The organism is Rhizobium sp. P32RR-XVIII (genome assembly GCF_012641395.1).
Taxonomy (GTDB): Bacteria; Pseudomonadota; Alphaproteobacteria; order Rhizobiales; family Rhizobiaceae; genus Rhizobium.
The window spans coordinates 125,531-148,117 of sequence record NZ_JABAIH010000011.1; the positions used below are offsets into that span (position 1 = coordinate 125,531).

The 22,587-nt window shown below is 60.9% G+C and carries 24 protein-coding genes; 5 read left to right on the forward strand and 19 right to left on the reverse strand.

Features of this window, described 5'->3' with window-relative positions:
- Window positions 1–96 precede the first annotated feature (96 nt).
- The 3 genes from HGP14_RS25560 to HGP14_RS25570 form a co-directional block, all read right to left on the reverse strand.
- Window positions 97–993, reverse strand: a complete 897-nt coding sequence (locus tag HGP14_RS25560) for a LysR family transcriptional regulator (RefSeq protein WP_168832675.1) — start codon at window positions 991–993, stop codon at window positions 97–99.
- Between the two features lie 66 nt (window positions 994–1,059).
- Window positions 1,060–1,395: an ArsR/SmtB family transcription factor gene (locus HGP14_RS25565; protein WP_168832676.1), complete on the reverse strand. Its 336-nt coding sequence runs from the start codon at window positions 1,393–1,395 to the stop codon at window positions 1,060–1,062.
- Between the two features lie 103 nt (window positions 1,396–1,498).
- Entirely contained in the window at window positions 1,499–2,269 is a 771-nt protein-coding gene (locus tag HGP14_RS25570) for an SDR family NAD(P)-dependent oxidoreductase (protein WP_168832677.1), read from the reverse strand.
- A gap of 95 nt (window positions 2,270–2,364) precedes the next feature.
- Between HGP14_RS25570 and HGP14_RS25575 the strand changes: the two genes are divergently transcribed.
- From HGP14_RS25575 to HGP14_RS25585, 3 genes are all read left to right on the forward strand, one after another.
- Window positions 2,365–3,141, forward strand: a complete 777-nt coding sequence (locus HGP14_RS25575) for a DeoR/GlpR family DNA-binding transcription regulator (RefSeq protein ID WP_168832678.1) — start codon at window positions 2,365–2,367, stop codon at window positions 3,139–3,141.
- 80 nt (window positions 3,142–3,221) lie between these two features.
- Window positions 3,222–4,733, forward strand: coding sequence for a glycerol-3-phosphate dehydrogenase (gene glpD / locus HGP14_RS25580; protein ID WP_168832679.1), 1,512 nt, complete (start codon window positions 3,222–3,224; stop codon window positions 4,731–4,733).
- 70 nt (window positions 4,734–4,803) lie between these two features.
- Complete coding sequence (locus HGP14_RS25585; protein WP_168832680.1) at window positions 4,804–5,988, forward strand: acyltransferase family protein; 1,185 nt, start codon at window positions 4,804–4,806, stop codon at window positions 5,986–5,988.
- Window positions 5,989–6,052: 64 nt separating this feature from the next.
- Here HGP14_RS25585 and HGP14_RS25590 read toward each other — a convergent pair whose 3' ends face one another.
- The 9 genes from HGP14_RS25590 to HGP14_RS25630 form a co-directional block, all read right to left on the reverse strand.
- Window positions 6,053–6,457, reverse strand: coding sequence for a F0F1 ATP synthase subunit epsilon (locus HGP14_RS25590; RefSeq protein WP_168832681.1), 405 nt, complete (start codon window positions 6,455–6,457; stop codon window positions 6,053–6,055).
- Complete coding sequence (locus HGP14_RS25595; RefSeq protein WP_168832682.1) at window positions 6,457–6,696, reverse strand: hypothetical protein; 240 nt, start codon at window positions 6,694–6,696, stop codon at window positions 6,457–6,459. The genes HGP14_RS25590 and HGP14_RS25595 overlap by 1 nt, the downstream gene beginning before the upstream one ends.
- A complete protein-coding gene (gene atpD, locus HGP14_RS25600) occupies window positions 6,696–8,168 on the reverse strand; it encodes a F0F1 ATP synthase subunit beta (RefSeq protein ID WP_168832683.1) in 1,473 nt (490 codons plus the stop codon). Before atpD ends, HGP14_RS25595 begins: the two co-directional genes overlap by 1 nt.
- 23 nt (window positions 8,169–8,191) lie before the next feature.
- The gene (locus HGP14_RS25605) at window positions 8,192–9,076 is read right to left on the reverse strand and encodes a F0F1 ATP synthase subunit gamma (protein ID WP_168832684.1); all 885 of its coding nucleotides are present in this window, start codon (window positions 9,074–9,076) and stop codon (window positions 8,192–8,194) included.
- A 26-nt stretch (window positions 9,077–9,102) separates the two neighbouring features.
- Window positions 9,103–10,632 carry a F0F1 ATP synthase subunit alpha gene (atpA, locus tag HGP14_RS25610; protein ID WP_168832685.1) on the reverse strand — a complete coding sequence of 510 codons (1,530 nt, stop codon included), beginning with the start codon at window positions 10,630–10,632 and terminating at the stop codon, window positions 9,103–9,105.
- On the reverse strand, window positions 10,632–11,198 hold the full coding sequence (locus HGP14_RS25615) for a F0F1 ATP synthase subunit delta (protein WP_168832686.1): 567 nt from the start codon (window positions 11,196–11,198) through the stop codon (window positions 10,632–10,634). The genes atpA and HGP14_RS25615 overlap by 1 nt, the downstream gene beginning before the upstream one ends.
- 252 nt (window positions 11,199–11,450) lie before the next feature.
- Window positions 11,451–11,840: a DUF4345 domain-containing protein gene (locus HGP14_RS25620; protein WP_168832687.1), complete on the reverse strand. Its 390-nt coding sequence runs from the start codon at window positions 11,838–11,840 to the stop codon at window positions 11,451–11,453.
- Window positions 11,841–11,965: 125 nt separating this feature from the next.
- Entirely contained in the window at window positions 11,966–14,182 is a 2,217-nt protein-coding gene (locus tag HGP14_RS25625; RefSeq protein ID WP_168832688.1) for a primosomal protein N', read from the reverse strand.
- A 62-nt stretch (window positions 14,183–14,244) separates the two neighbouring features.
- Window positions 14,245–15,183: a GNAT family N-acetyltransferase gene (locus HGP14_RS25630; RefSeq protein ID WP_168832689.1), complete on the reverse strand. Its 939-nt coding sequence runs from the start codon at window positions 15,181–15,183 to the stop codon at window positions 14,245–14,247.
- A 140-nt stretch (window positions 15,184–15,323) separates the two neighbouring features.
- On the opposite strand from HGP14_RS25630, the gene HGP14_RS25635 reads away from it, so the two are divergent.
- Together HGP14_RS25635 and HGP14_RS25640 are read left to right on the forward strand one after the other, a co-directional pair.
- Window positions 15,324–16,259 (forward strand): tyrosine recombinase XerC, encoded by a 936-nt coding sequence (locus HGP14_RS25635; RefSeq protein ID WP_168832690.1) that lies wholly within the window; start codon window positions 15,324–15,326, stop codon window positions 16,257–16,259.
- An 85-nt stretch (window positions 16,260–16,344) separates the two neighbouring features.
- Entirely contained in the window at window positions 16,345–17,421 is a 1,077-nt protein-coding gene (locus HGP14_RS25640; protein WP_168832691.1) for a TraB/GumN family protein, read from the forward strand.
- On the opposite strand, the gene HGP14_RS25645 is transcribed toward HGP14_RS25640, so the two are convergent.
- The 7 genes from HGP14_RS25645 to HGP14_RS25675 all read right to left on the reverse strand — a co-directional run bounded on the left by HGP14_RS25645 (window position 17,418) and on the right by HGP14_RS25675 (window position 22,577).
- Window positions 17,418–17,918 (reverse strand): cytochrome b, encoded by a 501-nt coding sequence (locus HGP14_RS25645; protein ID WP_168832692.1) that lies wholly within the window; start codon window positions 17,916–17,918, stop codon window positions 17,418–17,420. The two genes, HGP14_RS25640 and HGP14_RS25645, sit on opposite strands and share 4 nt — an antisense overlap.
- A gap of 90 nt (window positions 17,919–18,008) precedes the next feature.
- Window positions 18,009–19,415, reverse strand: a complete 1,407-nt coding sequence (lpdA, locus tag HGP14_RS25650; RefSeq protein WP_168832693.1) for a dihydrolipoyl dehydrogenase — start codon at window positions 19,413–19,415, stop codon at window positions 18,009–18,011.
- 23 nt (window positions 19,416–19,438) lie between these two features.
- Window positions 19,439–19,591, reverse strand: a complete 153-nt coding sequence (locus HGP14_RS25655; RefSeq protein WP_168832694.1) for a hypothetical protein — start codon at window positions 19,589–19,591, stop codon at window positions 19,439–19,441.
- A gap of 17 nt (window positions 19,592–19,608) precedes the next feature.
- Window positions 19,609–20,361, reverse strand: a complete 753-nt coding sequence (locus HGP14_RS25660) for an SDR family oxidoreductase (RefSeq protein WP_168832695.1) — start codon at window positions 20,359–20,361, stop codon at window positions 19,609–19,611.
- A complete protein-coding gene (locus HGP14_RS25665) occupies window positions 20,358–20,852 on the reverse strand; it encodes a hypothetical protein (protein WP_246704581.1) in 495 nt (164 codons plus the stop codon). Before HGP14_RS25665 ends, HGP14_RS25660 begins: the two co-directional genes overlap by 4 nt.
- 117 nt (window positions 20,853–20,969) lie before the next feature.
- The gene (odhB, locus tag HGP14_RS25670) at window positions 20,970–22,229 is read right to left on the reverse strand and encodes a 2-oxoglutarate dehydrogenase complex dihydrolipoyllysine-residue succinyltransferase (protein WP_168832697.1); all 1,260 of its coding nucleotides are present in this window, start codon (window positions 22,227–22,229) and stop codon (window positions 20,970–20,972) included.
- Between the two features lie 30 nt (window positions 22,230–22,259).
- Window positions 22,260–22,577, reverse strand: a complete 318-nt coding sequence (locus HGP14_RS25675; RefSeq protein WP_168832698.1) for a YciI family protein — start codon at window positions 22,575–22,577, stop codon at window positions 22,260–22,262.
- Between the last annotated feature and the right edge of the window lie 10 nt (window positions 22,578–22,587).

A 22,587-nucleotide genomic window follows, 5' to 3' on the forward strand; every position in this document is an offset into this window, starting at 1 on the left:
CCAGCTCCCCCGAACTTGGTATGACATCGTAGAGGAAGTTTCTCAGGGAACATGCAGGTAATCAATAAAGCCGTCCCGTTGCTTGATAGGATTTTTCTATCGAAGATCTTCGCTTTCTGCGAGTATCCGCGCCTCATGCAACAGGGCAGAGACGAGTGGCGTGAACGGCTCACGATGCGTCGCCACCAGACCGACCAGATGATCGGCCTCCGGCTCGACGATCGGGATCATGCGGATTTCCGCCGGGAACCCGAAGGATTCGGCCACATTCCGCGGCATGATGCTCGCCCAGCGCCCGGTGCGCACATGCGAGAAAAGCACGATCATCGATCCCGATTCCAGGGACGGATGTGCGGTCGCACCGGCCTCGGATAGATGCCGATTGATGATGCGACGGTTCTGCATGTCCGCAGTCAATAGGCAAAGCCGAAGATTGCCGACTTCGTGCCATGTCACGGTTTCGCGATCGGAAAGCGGACTGCCTGCGGCCGTGATGAGATTATAGCGCTCGGCGTAGAGAGGCACGGTCGTCACGCGCCCCAGCGGCTCGTTTTCTAGGTAGGTGACGCCGGCATCGATCTCCAGATTTTCGAGCATGCTCAGCACCTGCAGCGAATTGCGCGAGACGATCGAGAAGGTAACGTCCGGATGCCGCTCCTGAAAAGGCGTGGTGATCCTCGGCAGCATGGCAAGCGCCGTCGGGATGGAGGCGATCCGCAGGTGGCCGGACAGGCCCTTGCGGGCCGCGCGCATCTCTTCGCGCATCGTGCGGGTGTCGCCGACGATGCGGCGGGCCCACTCAAGCACACGCTGGCCTTCGGGGGTCAGGCCCTGAAAGCGTGAGCCTCGCTGTACCAGCATGACGCCCAGCTGGTCTTCGAGTTGCCGAATGGCGGCCGACAGCGTCGGCTGCGATATGCCGCACTCTTCGGCGGCACGGCCAAAGTGCTTTTCGTTGGCAAGGGCGATGAAGAATTCAAGCTTGTCGAGCATCTGGCCTCCCACCGACTTCGGAGCAAGCCATCTTTGGCCTTAGCCGTCAACAATCGCAAGAACAGGTCAGCCAGCGTCCGACATATCTAACATCCCGAATAGCGAATCGAGGAAGGTCGTCACCTTGGGATTGCCGATACTGTAATACACAAGCCGGCCCGCCCGGCGCGTATTCACCAGGCCTTCCATGCGAAGCCGCGCGAGCTGCTGCGACACCATGGCTTGCTGCACGCCAAGCAATGCTTCGATTTGACTAACCGTTTTTTCTTCCTTGGCGAGAATGCAAAGAATGAGAAGCCTGGTTTGATGCGCCATCGCTTTTAGCAGGTCGCTCGCCTCAATGGCCTTGGCGGCGAGCTTTTGCAGTTCCTGACCGGTCCCCCCCGGCTCAGTCTTCGGCATTATGACTCTCTAATATGTTAACCCCAGATAAACGAGAGCGATATCACATCCACACCCGGACGTTGGGCCTAATTGGTGAAATGCCAAAAAAAGTCCAAGCAAATCAGCAGATAAGCTGGCCGCCGTTGACCTCGAGCACCTGCCCGGTGATGTAACCGGAAAGCGATGGTGCAGCCAGGAAGAGGTATGCGGGTGCGCAATCCTCCGCTGTGCCGAGGCGTTGAAGCGGGATCGTCTTGCGGGTCTGTTCCAGCTTCTCGCGCGATGAATAGCGCTCGTGAAAATCGGTTTCGATGGTACCCGGCGATACGCAATTGACCCGGATGCCATCCGGCGCAAGCTCGCGTGCGAGCGCCTTGGAATAGGTGGAGACGAAAGCCTTCGAGGCGGAATAGATTGCCGAGCCAGGACTGCCGCCGGTCAGCGCCGAGATGGAAACCGTGTTGACGATCGCCGCACCGTGGGCTGCCCGCAACGCCGGCAGAAGCGCGCGGGTGAGCTCCACCACAGACGTCTGGTTGAGCTTTACGACCGTGTGGTACTCCTCGTCCGTCAACTCTGCTGCCGGAAACCGGCCAACCATCGTGCCGGCATTGTTGACGAGTACGTGCACAGCGCCGAATTTATCCATTGCTTTGGCCACGAAAGCGGCCGTCCCGCCCGGCGCCAGAAAATCGCCTGCAACGAGAATGGCGCGTCGCTCCTGCTCGGCAGTCAGCAGAAAATCTGGCAAGTCTCGCTCCCCATCCCGTCCGGTGTGAACCAGAACATGGGCACCGCAATCCAGGAACTGCCGAGCAACTTCAAGACCGATGCCGCGGCCCGCGCCGGTTACCACAACATTGCGATTTTCAAACAGCTTCGGATGAAACACCCCTGGATCCTCCGGGCCTCGGCAGCCAGTCGCCGATTGCGCAATTTTCGCTTTAACATATGATCCGGCCAAACGAAAGAAAGGGAGGCGAAGCCATGTTTCTGTCCGGGCGCCAGACGGAAATCCTCGATATCGCCAAGGCGGAAGGCCGCGTGCTGGTCGAAGATCTTGCAGCGCGCTTTTCCGTCACACCGCAGACCATCCGCAAGGACCTGAACGACCTGTGTGACGGGCGTGTGCTGACGCGCATTCATGGAGGAGCGATCTTTCCGGCCGGGACGGCAAACGTGAAATACGAGGCACGCCGTTCGATCGCTGCGGCTGAAAAGCTCGCGATCGGCCGCGCGACGGCTGAACTTATTCCGAATAACGTCTCGCTCTTCATCAATATCGGGACGACGACGGAAGCCGTGGGCGAGGCGCTGGTTGATCACCGGGAATTGATGGTGATCACCAATAACATCAATGTCGCCAATCGATTGCGAATGTTTCCCTCCATCGAGGTGGTTATAGCCGGCGGCGTCGTACGTCATTCGGACGGCGGTATCGTCGGTGAGGCAGCCGTTGATTTCATCCGGCAATTCAAGGTCGATTACGCTGTCATCGGCGCTTCCGCAATCGATCCGGACGGAGCGCTTCTTGATTTCGATTTCCGCGAAGTAAAGGTCGCGCAGGCGATCATGGCGAATGCGCGCCACGTTGTTCTCGTTGCCGACTCGACAAAATTCGATCGCACCGCCCCCGTGCGCATCGGCCATCTGTCCCAGGTCCACACTTTCGTTACCGACGACTGCGATGTTGAACCGCTGAGGAAGATCTGTTCGGAAGGCGGCATCAATCTCATCGAGACCGCAGGAAAGACGTGGTCATAAAATGTTCGTTTGACATTCGATTTATTTCATTTTAGCGCTACTTCACTTTCGTTTTACGGCGTTAGCCTTGGAGAACAATTGTGAACAGCGAGATCTTCGACCTATTCGTGATCGGGGGCGGGATCAACGGCTGCGGGATCGCGCGGGATGCGGCAGGGCGCGGCTATTCGGTGGCGCTGGCGGAGATGGGCGATTTCGCCTCGGGGACCTCGTCGGGGGCGACCAAGCTGATCCATGGCGGGCTGCGCTATCTCGAGCATTACGAGTTCCGGCTGGTGCGCGAATCGCTGATGGAGCGCGAGGTCTTGTGGGCGATGGCGCCGCACATCATCTGGCCGCTGCGCTTCGTGCTGCCCTACCAGAAGGGCGGCATCCGGCCGGCCTGGCTGATCCGCCTCGGACTGTTCCTCTACGACCATCTCGGCGGCCGCCGGCTGTTGCCGCCGACGGCGGTGCTCGACCTTCGCCGCGATCCGGCCGGCAAGCCGCTGAAGCCGGTGTTTGCCAAGGCCTTCGAGTATTCCGACGGCTGGGTCGACGATGCCCGGCTGGTGGTGCTGAACGCCCGCGATGCCGCCGACCGCGGGGCGCTGATCCTGCCGCGCACCAAGGTGGTCTCGGCCCGCCGCGAGGGCGGCCTGTGGGAGATCGACAGCGTGAACATGCTGACCGGCGAGAACCGCCGGCATCGGGCCCGCATGCTGGTCAATGCCGCCGGCCCCTGGGTCGACCAGCTGCTGCGCGCCGCTTTCGGCCAGAACGAGGCCCGGCATGTGCGCCTGGTGCAGGGCAGCCACATCGTCGTCCGGAAGAAGTTCGAGGGGCCGCGCGCCTATTTCTTCCAGAACCCCGACAACCGCATCATCTTCGCCATTCCCTACGAGGAGGATTTCACGCTGATCGGCACCACTGATCGCGACTATAACGGCGATCCGCAGGCTGTCAGGATCTCCGAAGAGGAGACCCGTTATCTGTGCGCCGCCGCCAGCGAATATTTCAACGAACCGGTGAAGCCGGAAGACATCGTCTGGAGCTATTCGGCGGTGCGGCCGCTCTATGACGACGGCGCCTCGAAGGCGCAGGAGGCGACGCGCGACTATGTGCTGAAGGTGGAGGGCGAGGCCGGTGCCGCACCGCTGCTCAACGTCTTCGGCGGCAAGCTGACCACCTACCGGCGGCTGTCGGAACATGCGCTGGAAAAGATCGGCGCGGCGATCGGCGAAAAGGGCGCGCCGTGGACGGCCAGCAGCCATCTGCCGGGCGGCGACTTTCCGGTGCAGGGTTACGAAGCGCAGGTCGCAACGCTCAAGGCGGCCTATCCGTTCCTGGCCGATCCGCATGCCCGAAGGCTGACGCGCCGCTACGGCACCCGGGCCAGCGTGCTGCTCGGGCAGGCAAAATCGCTCGCCGACCTCGGCCGCTGCTTCGGTTCCGATCTCTACGAGGCCGAGGTCGGCTATCTCGTCAAGCACGAATGGGCCATCACCGCCGAAGACGTCCTGTGGCGACGCTCCAAGAAAGGGCTATATCTGGCAAAGGACGAGGCTGCCGCTCTGGACAGCTACATGCTGACACGTGCCGCCGCGGCGTAAGTGAAGCGCGCCCTTGTTCCGTCAGTCATCATGGCCTAGGCCTGGTGCGAACCAGACAGGCGAGGCGCTCATGCAAAGAGACGGAAGACTGGCCGGCCCGGATGCGATGCGTGCAGCCGCCTGCTTGCTGGTGCTCGTTCACCACCTCGTCTTGCGGATAGATATCAGTCAGGTGAGCCCTAGCGTCCAATCAGCTTTGGTCGTTGGCCGCTTCGGCAATTTTGGTGTGGCCATCTTCTTTGTCTTGAGCGGCTATCTCCTAGCACGGCCCTTCTGGTCTGCGCTGGATGGACGTCGCCCGATGCCGGACATGAAGACCTATGTGGTGCGCCGGGCAGCCCGCATCCTGCCGGGCTTCTGGGTGGCGCTGACCGCCGGCTTCATTTTGAGCATCACGCTGTTCGGACATCCGCTGACGGCCGGCCTCGCCATTCGCTATGCTGCCGGCTTTCTGCTGATGAGCCAGTGGCATTGGCGAACCTTCTTTCCCGTCGAGGGAAACGGACCACTTTGGTCCATTCCGTTCGAGGCGACCTGCTACGTGCTGCTGCCGCTATGCATGTTTGCGCTTTATCGCCTTGGCCGCGCGCTGCCGCGCTTCGCCACGCGTCTCCTCTGGCTGGGTCTCATTGCCGCGGTTATTGCTCTGCACTGGCTGATCGCCAACAATCTGCAGCCGGACGACCTGCGACGCGGCTGGGCGTTCGGAATGCTGGGCGGAGCGAAGGAATGGATGCCGCGCTACAATCCGATCGGCTTTTTCTCGATATTCGCGCTTGGCGTCCTCGCCTCGGGCGTCGAGACAATGCTGCCTCGACGGAACGCAGCTTTCTTCGACGTTCTCGCCTCTCTGGGAATGGCAGGCGCCGCCACTGCCCTCGCCTCCGCTTCCGGTGGCACATGGGAGGCCTACGGCTGGCTTGGCATACCTTATGACTTCCCGCTTTTTCCGGCCGCTGTCGCGCTGACGCTTGTTGCGCTGGCGCACTCGCTTTGGCTCGGCGATGTTCTCGATCATCACGCGATCGGCTCGATCGCAAAGATCTCGTTCGGCATCTACCTCTGGCAAGATCCGATCATTTCAGCGATGAAAGCGATCTTTCCCTCGGCATTCGGTCCGCTCGGCGGCGACCTGCTTTTCGGATGGCTGCTCTGGTCGCTCGTGGCTACAGCACTCGTGTTCGCCGTGGCGACATTCAGCTATGTTTTCATCGAACGGCCGGTGCTTCTCAGAGCCAAGGCTCTTCCGCGCTGAGCAGACATTACCGCGCAAAAAAGCGGCCCGTTAAGGCCGCTCAGGTCACTTCCGGTGATTGAGATCACTCCTCTACGACGCCGCGCAGATGCGAGAGTTCCATGATCAGATGCTCGAGCCTCGACCTGTGTTCCTCGGAGAGGGCATCCTCGAGTTCCGCCTTCACGGTCTCGATGCGGCGGGTGAGCTCGTCCTTGCGCAAATCCTCGATCGCAACGGCAGATTCCGCAAGCAGCGTGCAGCCTGTCGGCAGAATGTCCGCGAAGCCACCGAAAACGACGTAGTCCTGCTTGGAGCCGTCGCGGGAGCGCACGCTGACGATGCCCGGCTTAATGGTCGTCATCGTCGGGGCGTGGTGCGCCATAACGGTCATGTCGCCCTCGGTTGCCGGAATGACAACTTCCGTCACCATCTCCGACAGAAGTATGCGCTCCGGAGATACGAGTTCAAAATTGAAATTGTCAGCCATCAGTGATTCACCTTCTCGGCTATGGCTTTTGCATCTTGCAGTTTGGTCCCACAGAACGGGCAATGCAGTATTGCCTGATCGAGATATCCGAGACCTTCCTCAGTCTGGACCAGGCCCACCACCATCATCAGCACGCCGTTGTCCGCCCTGTAAACGGTCGGCGCTGCCGGGGCGGGAAGTTCTGCCACGACTTCCCTCAGGGAGTCGCAGCAGAAAACCTCGTGATCAGCTTCGTTCATCAAGCGGCTGCGGACAGCTTCTTGGCCTTCTCGATGGCTTCCTCGATCGAGCCGACCATGTAGAAGGCTGCTTCCGGCAGGTCGTCATACTCGCCGTTGACGAGGCCCTTGAAGCCCTTGATCGTGTCTTCGAGAGCAACCAGCTTGCCCGGCGAGCCGGTGAAGACTTCCGCAACGAAGAACGGCTGCGACAGGAAGCGCTCGATCTTGCGGGCGCGGGCAACGGACAGCTTGTCCTCTTCGGAGAGCTCGTCCATGCCCAGGATCGCGATGATGTCCTGCAGGGACTTGTAGCGCTGCAGCGTCGACTGGACCTTACGAGCGATCTCGTAGTGTTCTTCGCCGACCACCATCGGGTCGAGCATGCGCGAGGTGGAGTCGAGCGGGTCGACAGCCGGGTAGATACCCTTTTCAGCGATCGAACGCGACAGAACCGTCGTTGCGTCCAGGTGGGCGAACGAGGTTGCCGGAGCCGGGTCGGTCAAGTCGTCGGCCGGAACGTAAATCGCCTGAACCGAGGTGATCGAGCCGGTCGTCGTGGTCGTGATACGCTCCTGCATCTGGCCCATGTCCGTTGCGAGCGTCGGCTGATAACCGACGGCCGAAGGAATACGGCCGAGCAGAGCCGACACTTCCGAGCCGGCCTGGGTGAAGCGGAAGATGTTGTCCACGAAGAACAGCACGTCCTGGCCCTGGTCACGGAAGTTTTCCGCAACCGTCAGACCGGTCAGAGCCACACGTGCGCGGGCGCCCGGCGGTTCGTTCATCTGGCCGTAAACTAGGGCTGCCTTCGAGCCTTCGCCGCCGCCGTGCTTGTTCACGCCGGATTCGATCATTTCGTGGTAGAGGTCATTGCCTTCGCGGGTACGTTCGCCCACACCTGCAAAGACCGAGTAACCACCATGCGCCTTGGCGACGTTGTTGATCAGTTCCATGATGAGAACGGTCTTGCCGACGCCTGCACCGCCGAAGAGGCCGATCTTGCCGCCCTTGGCGTAAGGCGCCAGAAGGTCGACGACCTTGATGCCGGTAACGAGAATCTGCGCTTCCGTCGACTGATCCACGTAAGCCGGCGCATCCTGGTGGATCGCGCGCTTCGTGGCCGTGACCAGCGGACCGGCTTCGTCGACCGGTTCGCCGATGACGTTCATGATACGGCCAAGCGTTTCCGGACCAACCGGAACGGAGATCGGAGCGCCGGTATCGGCGACCTGCTGACCGCGTACGAGACCTTCGGTCGAGTCCATGGCGATCGTGCGGACTTCGTTCTCACCGAGGTGCTGAGCGACTTCGAGAACCAGGCGGTGGCCTGCATTGGTCGTTTCGAGCGCGTTCAAAATCGCCGGCAGTTCGCCCTCGAAAGCAACGTCGACGACGGCGCCGATAACCTGTGTGACCTTGCCGACAGAGCCTGTGGCGGTCTTCATAGCGGCGGTCTTCGCTGCCGCCTTCGGGGTAGCTGCCCTAGCCATTTTCTTACCCTCTTTCTCTAGCCTCAGAGCGCTTCGGCGCCCGAAATGATTTCAATGAGTTCCTTGGTGATCTGAGCCTGACGCTGGCGGTTGTAGCTGAGCGTCAATTTGTTGATCATCTCACCGGCATTGCGTGTCGCGTTGTCCATAGCGCTCATCTTGGCGCCCATTTCGCCGGCGACATTCTCAAGGAGCGCGCGGAAAATCTGGACGGAGATGTTGCGCGGGATCAATTCGCTCAGAATCGATGCCGGATCCGGCTCGTATTCGTAAACCGCGCCCGCATGTTCAGCATCCTCGACGACGCCAGTCGGGGCGGAAGCCGGGATCAGCTGCTGAGCCGTTGGAATCTGCGAAATGACCGATTTGAACTGGGAGTAGAACAACGTGCAAACGTCGAACTCGCCGGCTTCGAACATCTCGATGACACGCTTGCCGATCTGGTCGGCATTCTCGAACCCGACGCGCTTCACGTCACGAAGTTCCTTGCGCTCGACGATGAGCGAGGAAAATTCGCGGCGAAGAATGTCGTAGCCCTTCTTGCCGACGGTAAAGATCTTGACGGTCTTGCCTTCGGCAACGAGCTTGCGAGTATGATCGCGCGCGAAACGCGCGATCTGCGAATTGAAAGCGCCGCAGAGGCCACGCTCGGCGGTGCAGACAACGAGCAGATGAACCTGATCCTTGCCAGTACCGGTCATGAGTGCGGGTGCATCATCGGCATCGGTAACCGCGCTAGCGATGTTCGAAAGAACCGCCGCCATGCGCTCCGAATAAGGCCGAGCGGCCTCGGCCGCCTCCTGCGCACGCCGAAGCTTTGCCGCGGCGACCATTTTCATCGCCTTGGTGATCTTCTGCGTCGCCTTGACCGAGGCAATCCGGTTTTTCAGATCCTTAAGTGAAGGCATCCGTTGTCCGTCCTAATTGAGTTCGATCAGGCAAAAGACTTCGCGAACGTGTCGAGAGTAGCGGTGAGCTTGCTCCGGGTGTCGTCGCTGATCGCCTTTTCCGTCCGAATCGTGTCGAGGATGGCCGAGCCTTCAGAGCGGAGATACGACAGCAGAGCCTGTTCAAACTTGCCGACCTGAGCGACCGGAAGCTTGTCGAGATAGCCGTTGACGCCGGCGAAGATAACCGCGACCTGCTCTTCCGTCTTCAGCGGCGAGAACTGCGGCTGCTTCAGGAGTTCGGTCAGGCGGGCACCACGGTTCAGCAGGCGCTGTGTCGCAGCATCGAGGTCCGAACCGAACTGGGCGAAGGCGGCCATTTCGCGATACTGGGCGAGCTCGCCCTTGATCGAGCCGGCAACCTGTTTCATCGCCTTGATCTGTGCGGCGGAGCCGACGCGCGAAACCGACAGACCGACGTTAACAGCCGGACGGATGCCTTGATAGAACAGGTCGGTCTCGAGGAAGATCTGACCGTCGGTGATCGAAATCACGTTGGTCGGAATGAAGGCCGAAACGTCGTTGCCCTGCGTTTCGATGACCGGCAGAGCGGTCAGCGAACCGGCGCCAGCCGCGTCGCTCATCTTTGCAGCGCGCTCGAGGAGACGCGAGTGCAGGTAGAAGACGTCGCCCGGATAAGCTTCGCGGCCCGGCGGACGGCGCAGCAGCAGCGACATCTGACGGTAGGAAACAGCCTGCTTGGACAGGTCGTCGTAGCCGATCAAGGCATGCTGGCCGTTGTCGCGGAAATATTCGCCCATGGTGCAGCCGGCAAACGGCGCGAGATACTGCATCGGAGCCGGATCGGAAGCCGTCGCAGCAACGATGATCGAATACTTCAGGGCGCCGCGCTCTTCGAGAACCTTGACGAACTGGGCAACCGTGGAGCGCTTCTGGCCGACGGCAACGTAGACGCAGTAAAGCTTCTCACCCTCTGGACCAGAGTCGTGGATGGCCTTCTGGTTCAGGATCGTGTCGAGAATGATCGCGGTTTTGCCGGTCTGGCGGTCGCCGATGACCAGTTCGCGCTGGCCGCGGCCGACCGGGATGAGTGCGTCGATGGCCTTGAGACCGGTCGACATCGGCTCATGAACCGACTTGCGCGGAATGATGCCTGGAGCCTTGATGTCGACGCGCGAGCGGCGGGTCGCATTGATCGGGCCCTTGCCGTCGATCGGGTTGCCGAGAGCGTCGACGACGCGGCCGAGCAGCTCCGGACCAACCGGAACGTCGACGATGGCGCCGGTCCGCTTGACGACGTCGCCTTCCTTGATGTCACGGTCCGAACCGAAGATAACGACACCGACGTTGTCGGATTCGAGGTTCAGCGCCATGCCGCGGACGCCGCCCGGAAACTCGACCATTTCGCCTGCCTGAACATTGTCCAGACCGTAAACGCGAGCAATACCGTCACCGACAGAAAGCACCTGGCCGACTTCCGAGACTTCTGCCTCTTTGCCGAAATTTTTGATTTGATCTTTGAGAATTGCGGAAATTTCCGCGGCGCGGATGTCCATCAGCCAACCTCTTTCAATGCAAGCTTGAGGGTAGAAAGTTTGGTACGAAGCGACGTATCAATCTGACGGGACCCGACCTTGACGATCAGACCACCAAGAATTGACGGATCAACCGTGACGGCAATCGCCACGTCTTTGCCGGTGACGCCCTTCAGCGCCGCCTTCAATTCGGTTTCCTGCGCTGGAGTAAGCGCATGGGCCGAGGTGACCTCGGCAGAAATTTCACCACGCTGATTGGCCGCGATGATGCGGAAGGCCCTGATGATGCCCGGAAGGGCAAAGAGGCGGCGGTTGCGCGCCAGGACCTTCAGGAAATTGGCGAAGAAGCCGCCGAAGCCGGCTTTCTCGTTGAGGGCAACGATCGCCTTCAGCTGATCGTCGGACGAAAAGACAGGGCTTGAAACGAAGCGCTTCAAATCATCGCTCTCGTCCAGCATCGCCTGGAAACGGTCGAGATCCCTCGTGACGCTCTCGACGGCACCTTCCTCAAGCGCCAGTTCGAACAGCGACGAGGCATAGCGTTCTGCAACACCAGAAGTAAGCTGGGACGTGTCTGCCACGGGCACAAATTCCCCTATTTCAGTTCAAGAATCCTGCCACGGGCGTAAATTGGCCCATGCACTTGAATTCGCTTTTGATTTCCCCCGGAAAGCGCAAGAGAAGCCTCTCACCTCTTTCGAAATTCGGGGTCCGTCTAACATAGGATATCGGGACTCGCAACACGCGTAACGTCCGAATGTGCCTTTCGAATGATTTTCTGTCGGAAAATCGAAAAATGGCCCAAATTGCTGTGAGCAAACGGTCCGCAGCACCATAATCTACGTTGCGAAGAAGCCGAAGGAATATCCGAGCGGCAGTGCCGCAAGAGCGACTTGCACAACCAAAAGTAAATAATTGAGCGCCGTACTCCCCTTATCGGAAAGGAGGGAGACGACCCGGGCGAAAGCCGCCATCGCGAAAGCCGCGCCGAGCGCCATGTAGATGAAGTCCTGCGCCAGCATGATCGCCGAAAGGCCGAAGCCGAGATAGAAGCCGCCGATGGAGCGCTGCTCGGCGAACCCATCCCGACGCTCGCCGCGGGGCTGCAGACCGAAAAGCCGCATCGCGTAGCCGGGTGCGAACATGATCACGAAACCGGCGAGAGCCGTGAATGCGGCGGCGCAGAAAGCGAGCTGCTCGCCAAACGTCTCCGGAAAATAAAACTCCATGAATCAGCCCCAAATCACTGAATGATTGGGGCGACTTATGGCACGAAGCCAGCTGTTAGGAAACGGTGGCAAGACATCGCGGCAAGTTGAATGATTGGGCGACGGGCGGGCGGCGCTAGTGTCGTTCACAGGAAGCTCTGCGGATCGATGTCGAGCTGGACATGGACCGAGCCTCGCTCTTTCGGCGCCTGGGCGAGCATGGTCCGCAGAAAAGCCTGCATGTCGGAATTCCGCCGTCCGTGGACGAGCAGGCGGAAGCGGTAGCGGCCCCGGACCAGCGCCAGCGGCGCTTCGGCCGGTCCGAGGACCGAAATGCCTGAGACCTGCGGGGCTGCATTGCGCACGCCGCGAGCGTGGTTTTCCGCATCATGCCTGGTTTCAGCCGAAACGATGATCGAAGCGAGCCGTCCGAAAGGCGGCAGAATTGCGCGTTCCCGCTCGGAGATCTCGCGTTCATAGAAGGCGCCCGCATCGCCGGAGACGATCGCCTGCATGACGGGATGCTGCGGCTGGTAGGTCTGCAACAACCCATGGCTCTTCAGACCTGTTCGCCCTGCACGGCCCGTCACCTGCGAAAGAAGCTGGAAGGTTCTTTCTGCCGCGCGCGGATCGCCGTTGGCAAGACCGAGATCGGCGTCGACGATGCCGACCAGGGTCATGAGCGGAAAGTTATGCCCCTTGGCGACAAGCTGCGTGCCGATGACGATATCGGCTTCGCCCTTGGCAATCGCATCAAGCTCCAGACGCAGGCGTTTGACGCCACCCATGATGTCGGAGGAAAGCACGATCGTCCGTGCCTCGGGGAAATGCCGCTCGACCTCTTCGGCGATGCGCTCGACTCCCGGCCCGCAAGCGACGAGATGGTCAAGCGTTCCGCATTCCGGGCAGGCCTCGGGGGTCCGCTCCGTATGGCCGCACTGATGGCATTGGAGCTGGCTGCGGAAACGATGCTCGACGAGCCAGCTCGAACATTGCGGGCACTGGAAACGATGACCGCAAACGCGGCAGAGCGTGAGCGGGGCGTAGCCGCGACGATTGAGGAAGAGCAGCGCCTGTTCTTTCTTCTCGATGGTCTTGCCGATCGCCCGGATCAAGACAGGCGAGAGAAAGCCGCCCCTTTCCGGGGCGTGCCGCCGCATGTCGACGAGGTGCAGATCCGGCAACGCCGCGTCACCAAAACGTGTCGGTAGATGAATGGTGCTATAGCGTCCGCTCTGGCCGTTCACTTGACTTTCGACAGAAGGCGTCGCCGACACCAGAACGACCGGGAAATCGCCGATACGCCCGCGCACGACAGCCATGTCGCGTGCATTGTAGTAGACGCGGTCTTCCTGTTTGTAGGCCGGATCGTGCTCCTCGTCGACAACGATGAGGCCCAGGTCTTCGAACGGCAGAAACAGGGCCGATCTTGCCCCAGCAACGACCCGGACCTCGCCGGTGACCGCCTGTCGCCAGACCTTTTCGCGCATGCGCGGCGCAAGATCGGAGTGCCATTCGGCCGGCTTTGCGCCAAAGCGGTCCTGAAAGCGCTCGAGGAAACTCGCCGTCAGCGCGATTTCGGGCAGCAGGATCAGCACCTGCCTTCCTTGTCTCAGCGTCTCGGCTATCGCCTCGAAATAGACCTCGGTCTTGCCCGAGCCCGTGACGCCGTCGATCAGCGAGACCGCAAATTCACCCTTTCTGACCTCGGTCAGAATCTCTTCGGCTGCAGCCTTTTGCGGCCCTTCCAGGCGCGACGGCGCAAAATCCGGATCTGGTTTTGCGACCACGGGCGGCGGTGGCAGGAAGATCGTCTCGAACAGGCCGTGGCTGACGAGACCATCCACGACGCTGAGCGAAACGCCAGCCGCGTGCGCAAGGCCCGACCGCGTCCAGGAAATGCCGTCCGCTGCCGTCTCGAGCACCCGCGCTCGCGCAGGCGTCATGCGTTCCGGCTCGCCGCCGCTGAAGCGCAACCCCTCCACCATAGGCTCCGGCTCAAACGCATTTGGAGCACGAAGCGCCATTCGGGCGACAAGGCCGGGCGGCGACAGCGTATATGCCGCAACCCAGTCGATGAAATCCCGCATTTCCTTGGTGAGCGGCGGGCAATCGAAAACATGCGTGATCGGCCGGAGCTTCTTCGGATCGACCCCTTCGTCGCCGCCGTCCCAGACAACGCCGATCACCTGCCGCGGCCCGAGCGGCACTTGCACGACCGAGCCGGGTTCGACCGCCATGCCTTCGGGTACGGAGTAGGAGTATGCCTTCGGCGCCGGCATGGGGACGAGAACCGGAACCGTACGGTTCACGGGTGGTGCATCGAATAGCGCGCCAAAGAGATCGGAAGAATCTGTGCTCATCGGGCGTGACCATGCCCGCAACGGCCGCAAAATGGAACCATAAAGAGAACGAGAGTCAGGACCTAAACGGCGACTGGTTCGGCGCTGACAACGGAGGCGCTGACAGGCTTAAACTGTGCATCGCCATCTTTGATCAGATCGAACACCGTGTGCGTTTCCAATGCCTTCGTCACTTCGTTGATGTCTCCTTCGAGCCGCTCGACAGGAATGAGGTCGCCGATGATGAAATCGAAGAGGTCGCCGCGCTTGTTGAGAAGCTCGTGAAACACCGTCATGTCGCGGAGTTCCGTCGACCACTTGGCGAACCAGTAGAAAAGGCCGGAATTGCGGGCCTTCATATGCACCGGCAAAATCGGCAGGTTGTATTTGCGGGCGAGGCTGATGGCCGAGCTCTTCCACGGCCTCTCGTTCAACCGGCCATTGGCCCAATAGGCGATGCGGCCCGAGGGAAACAATACGGTTGCCTTTCCCTGCTTCACTGCATGGTTCGTCAGCTGCAGCGTCTCGCGGGTCTTGAGCTTCGACTTGTACTCTTCCCGCCATTCCACGGGGATAACCATTTCGGCAAAGCGCGGATTGACGCGCACGGCATCACGGTTGGCGAAGAACATCATGTCCGGGCGGCGGTTCTTCAACAGATCGAAGACTGCAACACCGTCGGCGATGCCGGTCGGATGGTTGCTGACCAGAATGAAACCGCCGGAGGCAGGGATACGCTCGGCATTCCTGACCTGGATATCCAGGGTGAGCAGATTGCTCATATATTCGAAGCACTGGAAACCAGGCTTGTTCGCGACATCATTGGCGAATTGAAGAGCCTTGTTGTAACGCAGAAGCGTGTAGAGAAAGGGCCGCATCACCGGCCAAAGCGGATTGCGGACAATGCGCTGCCCGCGTTCCGCGATCAGTGTATCGACGATGTGGCCGGGATTGCCGTGGGAAACCAGAGCGATCGCTTCCGCGAGCTGTCCGAAAGCCGTCGTGGATTGGCGCCGTGCCATGCAAAGTCCTGTCTCGTTCGGAGCAGCTATCGCAACCTATTATGATGGATGCATGACAACCGCTTCGCCGATATTAGCAATTCCCTAACTGGTCGCCCCTCAAAATTGGCCAAGGCAATAGCAAAATCAAGGCCAGCGCCGTGAACGAACTCCTGATTATCGCCGACCCGCGCCTGATGGCGGAACGTAGCGCCTGGCTGGAAAACCTGAAGAGCGAACGGCGCCTTTCGGAACACACCCTCGATGCTTACGAGCGTGACAGCCGCCAATTTCTCACCTTCCTGACCGGCCATCTCGGCGGCCCCGCCACCCTGAAGGACATCGAGGCTCTCCGCCCTGCCGATTTCCGCGCCTTCCTGGCTGCGCGCCGCAAGGAAGGCTCCGGCGCCCGATCACTTGGCCGCAACCTCGCCGGCCTTCGCTCGCTGTTGCGCTATCTACAAAAGAAAGGACTGGTGAATGCCGCGGGCGCGAACGCAGTCCGCTCGCCGAAGCAGCCGAAATCGCTGCCGAAGCCGCTTTCCGACAACCAGGCGATCACGGTTGCCAGCAACGAGGCGCAGCTTCACGAGGAACCATGGATCGCTGCGCGCGATGCCGCCGTGTTCACCCTGCTCTATGGCTGCGGCCTGCGCATTTCCGAGGCTCTCGACCTGACCGGGGACACTCTGCAGCCCGGCACCACGGCATTGCGCATCACCGGCAAGGGCAACAAGACCCGCCTCGTCCCGTTGCTGCCCATCGTTGTTGAAGCCGTTCAAAAATACCGATCGATCTGCCCGTATCATCTTGATAGCGCGGCACCGCTCTTCCGCGGCGCACGGGGCGGCAAGCTGCAGGCTGCGATCATCCAGCGCACGATGCAGCGTATGCGCGGAGCCTTCGGCTTGCCGGAAACGGCGACCCCGCATGCGCTGAGGCATTCCTTTGCGACGCATCTTTTGGCTGGCGGTGGCGATCTCAGGACTATCCAGGAACTGCTCGGCCATGCAAGCCTCTCCACGACCCAGGTCTATACCGGCGTCGACTCATCACGCTTGCTGGAAGTTTACGATCGCGCCCATCCAAGGGCATAATCTTTTGTTAACGCATTCTCTTAAAGGAATATGCGCGAGACAAGGCGTAGAGCTTTAGCCTCGTTACTGTGACCGGAACACCATCATGACGATCTCGATCGGCCACCGAAGCCTGCATGTCCCAGCACCCGGCAATATCCTGCTTTGGCTGATTGCCGCCTTCCATATGCTGCTCGCAGCCGCTCTTTTCGCCGTGCTCCTTTCGGTGTCTCAGGCACAGGCTGCCGACGACGCATGCACCGGCAAGAACTTGCTGACCGAGCTGCAACAGAACGATCCCGCCCGTTACGCGGAAGTCGTCAAGGAAGCCGATGCGACGCCGAACGGCAAGGGCATTTTCTGGAAGATTGAAAAGCCCGGTTTGAAGCCGTCCTGGTTGCTCGGCAGCATGCATGTCACCGATCCACGGGTGCTGAACCTGCCGCCCTATGCCCAGGCGGCGCATGACGGTGCCGACACGATCATCATCGAATCCGACGAGATTCTGAATGAGAAGAAGGCGGCGGCCGCTCTCCTGGCGCGGCCGGACCTCACGATGTTCACGGATGGCACGACGATCGAAAAACTTCTTTCGCCGGAAGATTACGCCCGTCTCGACGCCGGCCTGAAGCAACGTGGAATTCCGCTCGCTGCCGTCTCGCGTATGCGGCCCTGGATGATCGCCAGCGCCGTCGCCCTCCCCGCCTGCGAGATCTCGCGGAAGGCCAAGGGCGTGCAATTCCTCGACCAGAAGATCGCCGCCGACGCCGCTGCCGAAGGCAAGCAGGTGAAGGGGCTTGAAACGCTGGCCGAGCAACTGCAGGCAATGGCGGAACTTCCGGTCGAATTCCATCTGAAATCGCTGATCGAAACGCTCGAGCTCGGCGCCAAGATGAACGACGTCGTTGAGACGATGACCGATCTCTATCTCTCCGGAGACATCGGAATGACGATCCCGATGCTCAAAACCGTTTCACCCGACGGCGCGGACGAGGATAGCGATTATGCCGCCTTCGAGCAGCGCGTCATCCTCGACCGCAACAAAGTGATGGCCGAGCGCGCCGCGCCCATACTCGCCGGCGGGAATGTCTTCATGGCCGTCGGCGCGCTTCACCTCCCCGGCGAGGGCGGCGTGATCGAACTGCTGCGCAAGCAGGGCTTCACGGTCACGGCCGTGAACTAACCGACCGTCATCCGTCGAACTGCATTGGTCTTCCAGTAGAACTGGTGTGCGAGCGCACCGGCTACATGTGCGGCGATCAGCGCCCAGAGGATCATCTTGAGAATTTCCGCATGGATGGAGCCGGAAATATCGACACCGAAATAATAGGCCGCCATACCCGTAAGCGGCAGCGCGAAGATCAGCGCATAGAGCGTAACATGCGCAGCCTTTGCCGCAAGGCGAAAGATGGCTGGCTCTTCGGCAATCTCCAGCGGTGCGCCCTGGAACAGGCGCAGGCACACGCGCAGCACAGCCAGAACAAGGATCGAAATACCGATATAGGCGTGCACATTGGCCGAGGCGATCTGCTCGGGCGATGGGGTGCCGCCATGCCGGATCACCCGGTGCCAAGCGTTCATGCCGTCCGGAAAGAGAAGGTTATAGAATATGAGCAGCGCCATGGTCCAATGCACCAGGCGCTGGGGCAGGCTGTAAGATCGAACGACATGAGATCGCATTGGCTTCCCGACAAGATTAGAACAATTCAAAAGTAAAACGGCCGCCTGTCCAGAGACAAGCGGCCGATCGCATATTGCCGAAATTTAATATTACATGTGGATCGGCTTGAAGAAGGTGGCGAGAGCCGCTTCCTTGACGGCTTCCGACATCGTGGGATGCGCGTGGCAGGTCCGGCCTAGGTCTTCCGCGGAACCGCCGAATTCCATCAGCACCGCGATCTCGTGGATCATTTCGCCGGCACCAAAACCAACGATATGGCCGCCGAGAACCCGGTCCGTTTCCTTGTCCGACAGGATCTTCACAAAGCCGTCCGTCGCGAGCATGGCGCGGGCGCGGCCGTTTGCCGTGAAGGGGAACTTGCCGATCTTGTAGGCGACGCCAGCGGCCTTCAGCTCTTCCTCGGTCTTGCCGACGGAGGCGACTTCCGGCTGCGTGTAAACGACGCTCGGGATGACGTCATAATTCACATGGCCATGCTGGCCGGCGAGGATTTCCGCCAGGGCAACGCCTTCGTCTTCCGCCTTGTGCGCCAGCATCGGGCCCTTCACGACGTCACCGATCGCATAGATGCCGGGAACGTTCGTGCGGAAGTGACCGTCGATTTCGACGCGGCCACGGCCGTCGAGCTTCACGCCTGCTTCTTCCAGGCCGAGGCCGGCTGTGTAAGGCGTGCGGCCGGTCGCGATCAGAACGACTTCGGCTTCGAGCGTCTGGGCATCGCCGCCCTTGACCGGCTCGAACGTCACCTTCGCACCCTTGCCGCCCTTTTCGACGCCCGTCACCTTCGAGCTCAGGTTGATGTCGACGCCCTGCTTGGCGAGCATGCGCTGGAACTGCTTGGAGACTTCGCCGTCCATGCCGCCGAGGATCGTGTCGAGAAATTCGACGACGGTGACCTTGGCGCCGAGGCGCGACCACACGGAACCGAGCTCAAGGCCGATCACGCCGCCGCCGACAACGATCATCGTTTCCGGCACCTTCTCGAGCGCGATCGCACCCGTCGAGGAAATGATCACCTTCTCGTCGATATCGACTTTGACACCCGGAATGCCGGCGACATCCGAGCCGGTGGCGATGATGATGTTCTTGCCTTCGATTTCCTGCACCTTGCCGTCGTCGCCGATGACGGAAACCTTGCCGGCCGAAACGATCTTGCCGGTGCCCTGGAAGGCATCGATCTTGTTCTTCTTGAAGAGGAAGGCAACGCCGTCGACGTTCGACTTCACGGTCGCATCCTTGTGCGCCAGCATCTTTCCGAGGTTCAGCTTGGGTGCCGCGACTTCGATGCCAAGCGCATCCATACCATGGCCAGCCTGATGGAACATTTCGGAGGCGTGCAACAGCGCCTTGGACGGGATGCAGCCGACGTTGAGGCAGGTGCCGCCGAAGGTCGCGCGCTTTTCGACGACGGCGACCTTGAGGCCAAGCTGTGCCGCCTTGATGGCAGCGACATAGCCGCCGGGGCCGGTTCCGATAACGATCACATCATAGGACATTGCTTCTTTTCCTTTGCGTTATTTCATTGGCCGGCGGCGCAGGCAGGCGCGAGCCGGAAACCAAAACTGACAGGCGTTGTTACGGGGATGCAGTTGAACCATTCGCCGCTGACAAAGCGAACGCGGACGGATTTGAGGATGGCGATCCGGACGCCGGCAGAGAGAAGACGTTGCATCCTTTTTCCTTTGCCGCCTAACGCCCGCCGCTCACATTGAGGATCGAGCCCGTGACGTAGGAGGCCGCGGGAGACAGAAGGTAGAGAACTGCATCTGCGACTTCTTCAGCCGTTCCCGGCCGCTGCATCGGAATGTTCGGCGCCATGTCTCGCGCGCGATCCGCCAGTCCGCCCGAGGCATGAATATCGGTATCGATGATTCCCGGGCGGATCGCATTGACGCGAACACCTTCGGTGGCGATTTCGCGGGCCAGCCCGATCGTGAACGTGTCGATCGCTGCCTTCGAGGCCGCGTAGTCGACATATTGCGATGGGGAGCCGATGATGACTGCCATCGACGAAATGTTGACGATAGCTCCCCCGCTGCCACCATGTTTGCGCGACATGCGGCGCACGGCTTCCGCCGCGCAGAGAATGGAGCCCGTCACATTGACGCGCATCATCCGCTCGATACGGTCGACACTCATCTCATCGACCCGTTGAGCAACGTCGACGATGCCGGCGTTGTTCACCAGCCCGTCGAGGCGGCCGAAATGGCGATCGACGGTTTCGAACATCGAGACGATATCATCCGCATTGCCGACATCGGCTCTTACGGCAAGCGCCTCTCCGCCATCCGCCGAAATCGCATCGACTACGGCGTCCGCGGCAGCTTTGTTCGAGGCGTAATTGACGGCAACTCGCCAGCCCTGCCTGGCCGCAAGCTTTGAGACAGCGGCACCGATGCCGCGGCTTCCGCCGGTAACCAGCAGAACGGGCGCTTCGCTCATTTTGCACATTCCTTGAATGTCATGACGTCCCAAGGCGCGATGGTTGCCTTGCCCTCACCCCAGATCGAGGACTCGCGGATCGCCGGACCGAGACCCGGCAGCACGATCCTGTCCGCCGCGCCGGCCGACTCCGCCTGAAGATTATCCACTTGGCCTGCCGCGCTGACGCCATAGACCGGCCCCTGCCAGACCGTGCAGGCATCAAGATCGTCACCCGTCACATCGCCACTCGGGCAGTTGAACATGACGATGCCGATCGCACGGTCCGGATCTTCCGATGGCATCACATAGCCATCCAGGACCAACGACGTCTTCTGCACACTGATCTTGAACTGATTGCTTGCCGCAGCAGCATCGGATTCGAGCGGCGAAAAACGAAGCTCGTAAGCGCCGTCGCGATCGGCATAAACGGCATTCGACTGCTTGCAGTCGGCCGGCAGCGCGGCACCCGCTGTCGCGCACAGGAAGAGCGGCACGGCCAGCGCCGTCATTCGCCGCCTAAGCGTCGCGATGCGAAGCGAGCTATTGCCCCTTGCCTGAACTCCAAGCGTCATAAGGCACTCCTTGCCGGAAGAACGAGGGCCGCGCGAGCGGCCCTCCAATTCCTCTTAGAGGTCGAGGACCAGACGCTCCGGATCTTCCAGGCTTTCCTTGACGCGGACGAGGAAGGTCACGGCTTCCTTGCCGTCGACGATACGGTGATCGTAGGAGAGTGCGAGATACATCATCGGACGGATAACGATCTGGCCGCCGACGACAACCGGACGGTCCTGGATCTTGTGCATGCCGAGGATACCGGACTGGGGAGCGTTCAAGATCGGCGAGGACATCAGCGAACCGTAAACGCCGCCATTGGTGATCGTGAAGGTGCCGCCCTGCATGTCGGCCATCGACAGCGAACCGTCGCGGGCTGCCTTTGCCAGGCGTGCCAGGTCCTTTTCGACTTCAGCAATCGACATCTGGTCGGCATCGCGGATGACCGGGACGACGAGGCCTTTGTCCGTGCCGACGGCCATGCCGATGTGGCAGTAGTTCTTGTAGATGATATCGGTGCCGTCGATCTCGGCGTTGACCGCCGGCAGTTCCTTCAGCGCGTGGGTGATGGCCTTGGTGAAGAAGCCCATGAAGCCGAGCTTCACGCCATGCTTCTTTTCGAAGACGTCCTTGTACTTGGCACGCAGATCCATGACCGCCTTCATGTCCACCTCGTTGTAGGTGGTCAGCATGGCGGCGGTGTTCTGTGCGTCCTTGAGGCGCTTGGCGATCGTCTGGCGCAGGCGCGTCATCTTCACGCGCTCTTCGCGGCCGGCATCTTCGACGGTCGACGGACCGCGCGGAGCCGCAGGGACTGCAGCCGGCGCCGAGGCAGCCGGAGCGGAAATGCCCTTGGCGACAGCGGCAATGACGTCGCCCTTCAGGACCTGGCCGCGCTTGCCGCTGCCTTCGACCTGATCGGCCGAGAGATTGTTCTCAGCGAGCATCTTCGAAGCAGCCGGGGCCGGCGGCATGGACGACGGGGCAGCAGGCTGAGCGGCAGGAGCCGGAGCAGCAGCGCCGGCAAGTGCGGGTTCGGCAACCTTCGCCGGAGCGGCGGCCGGGGCGGCAGCAACCGGGGCAGCGGCAGCGCCGGCACCTGCGGTGATCTGGCCGAGCAGCGCGCCGAGACCGACGGTTTCGCCTGCCTGAGCAACGATTTCGGACAGCGTACCGGAGGCCGGCGCCGGCACTTCGATGGTCACCTTGTCGGTTTCGAGCTCAACAATCGGCTCGTCGGCCTTGATGGCGTCGCCAACCTTCTTGAACCAGGTGCCGACGGTTGCCTCGCTGACGGATTCACCGAGAGTTGGAACGCGGATTTCTGTGGCCATTGTTCAAATCCTGATTTGCTTGTTTTCGTTCTATGCGTTTCCGGCAGCAGATGGCCGGAGAATGATCGAGGGCATCGGCAAAATTTCGAAGCGGAAACCGAAGCCGGAGCGGATGATCGGATCAGCGTCGGCTAGCACCTTAGCGGCCTCCTCATCCTCGACCGAGACGACCGCCATGCCCCAGGCTCCCTCGCCTTCGAAGACGGGACCGACGACAACTGCCGATCCTGCTTGTGCGTTCTGGTGCCAATATTCGGCATGGCGTTTCATCGCCGCCATTTCCTCTCCGGTCCCGTCATGCGGGAAAGTGGGGCGCGGCGGAACCAATCTCATGAAGAAATAGGCCATCGCGCCCCCC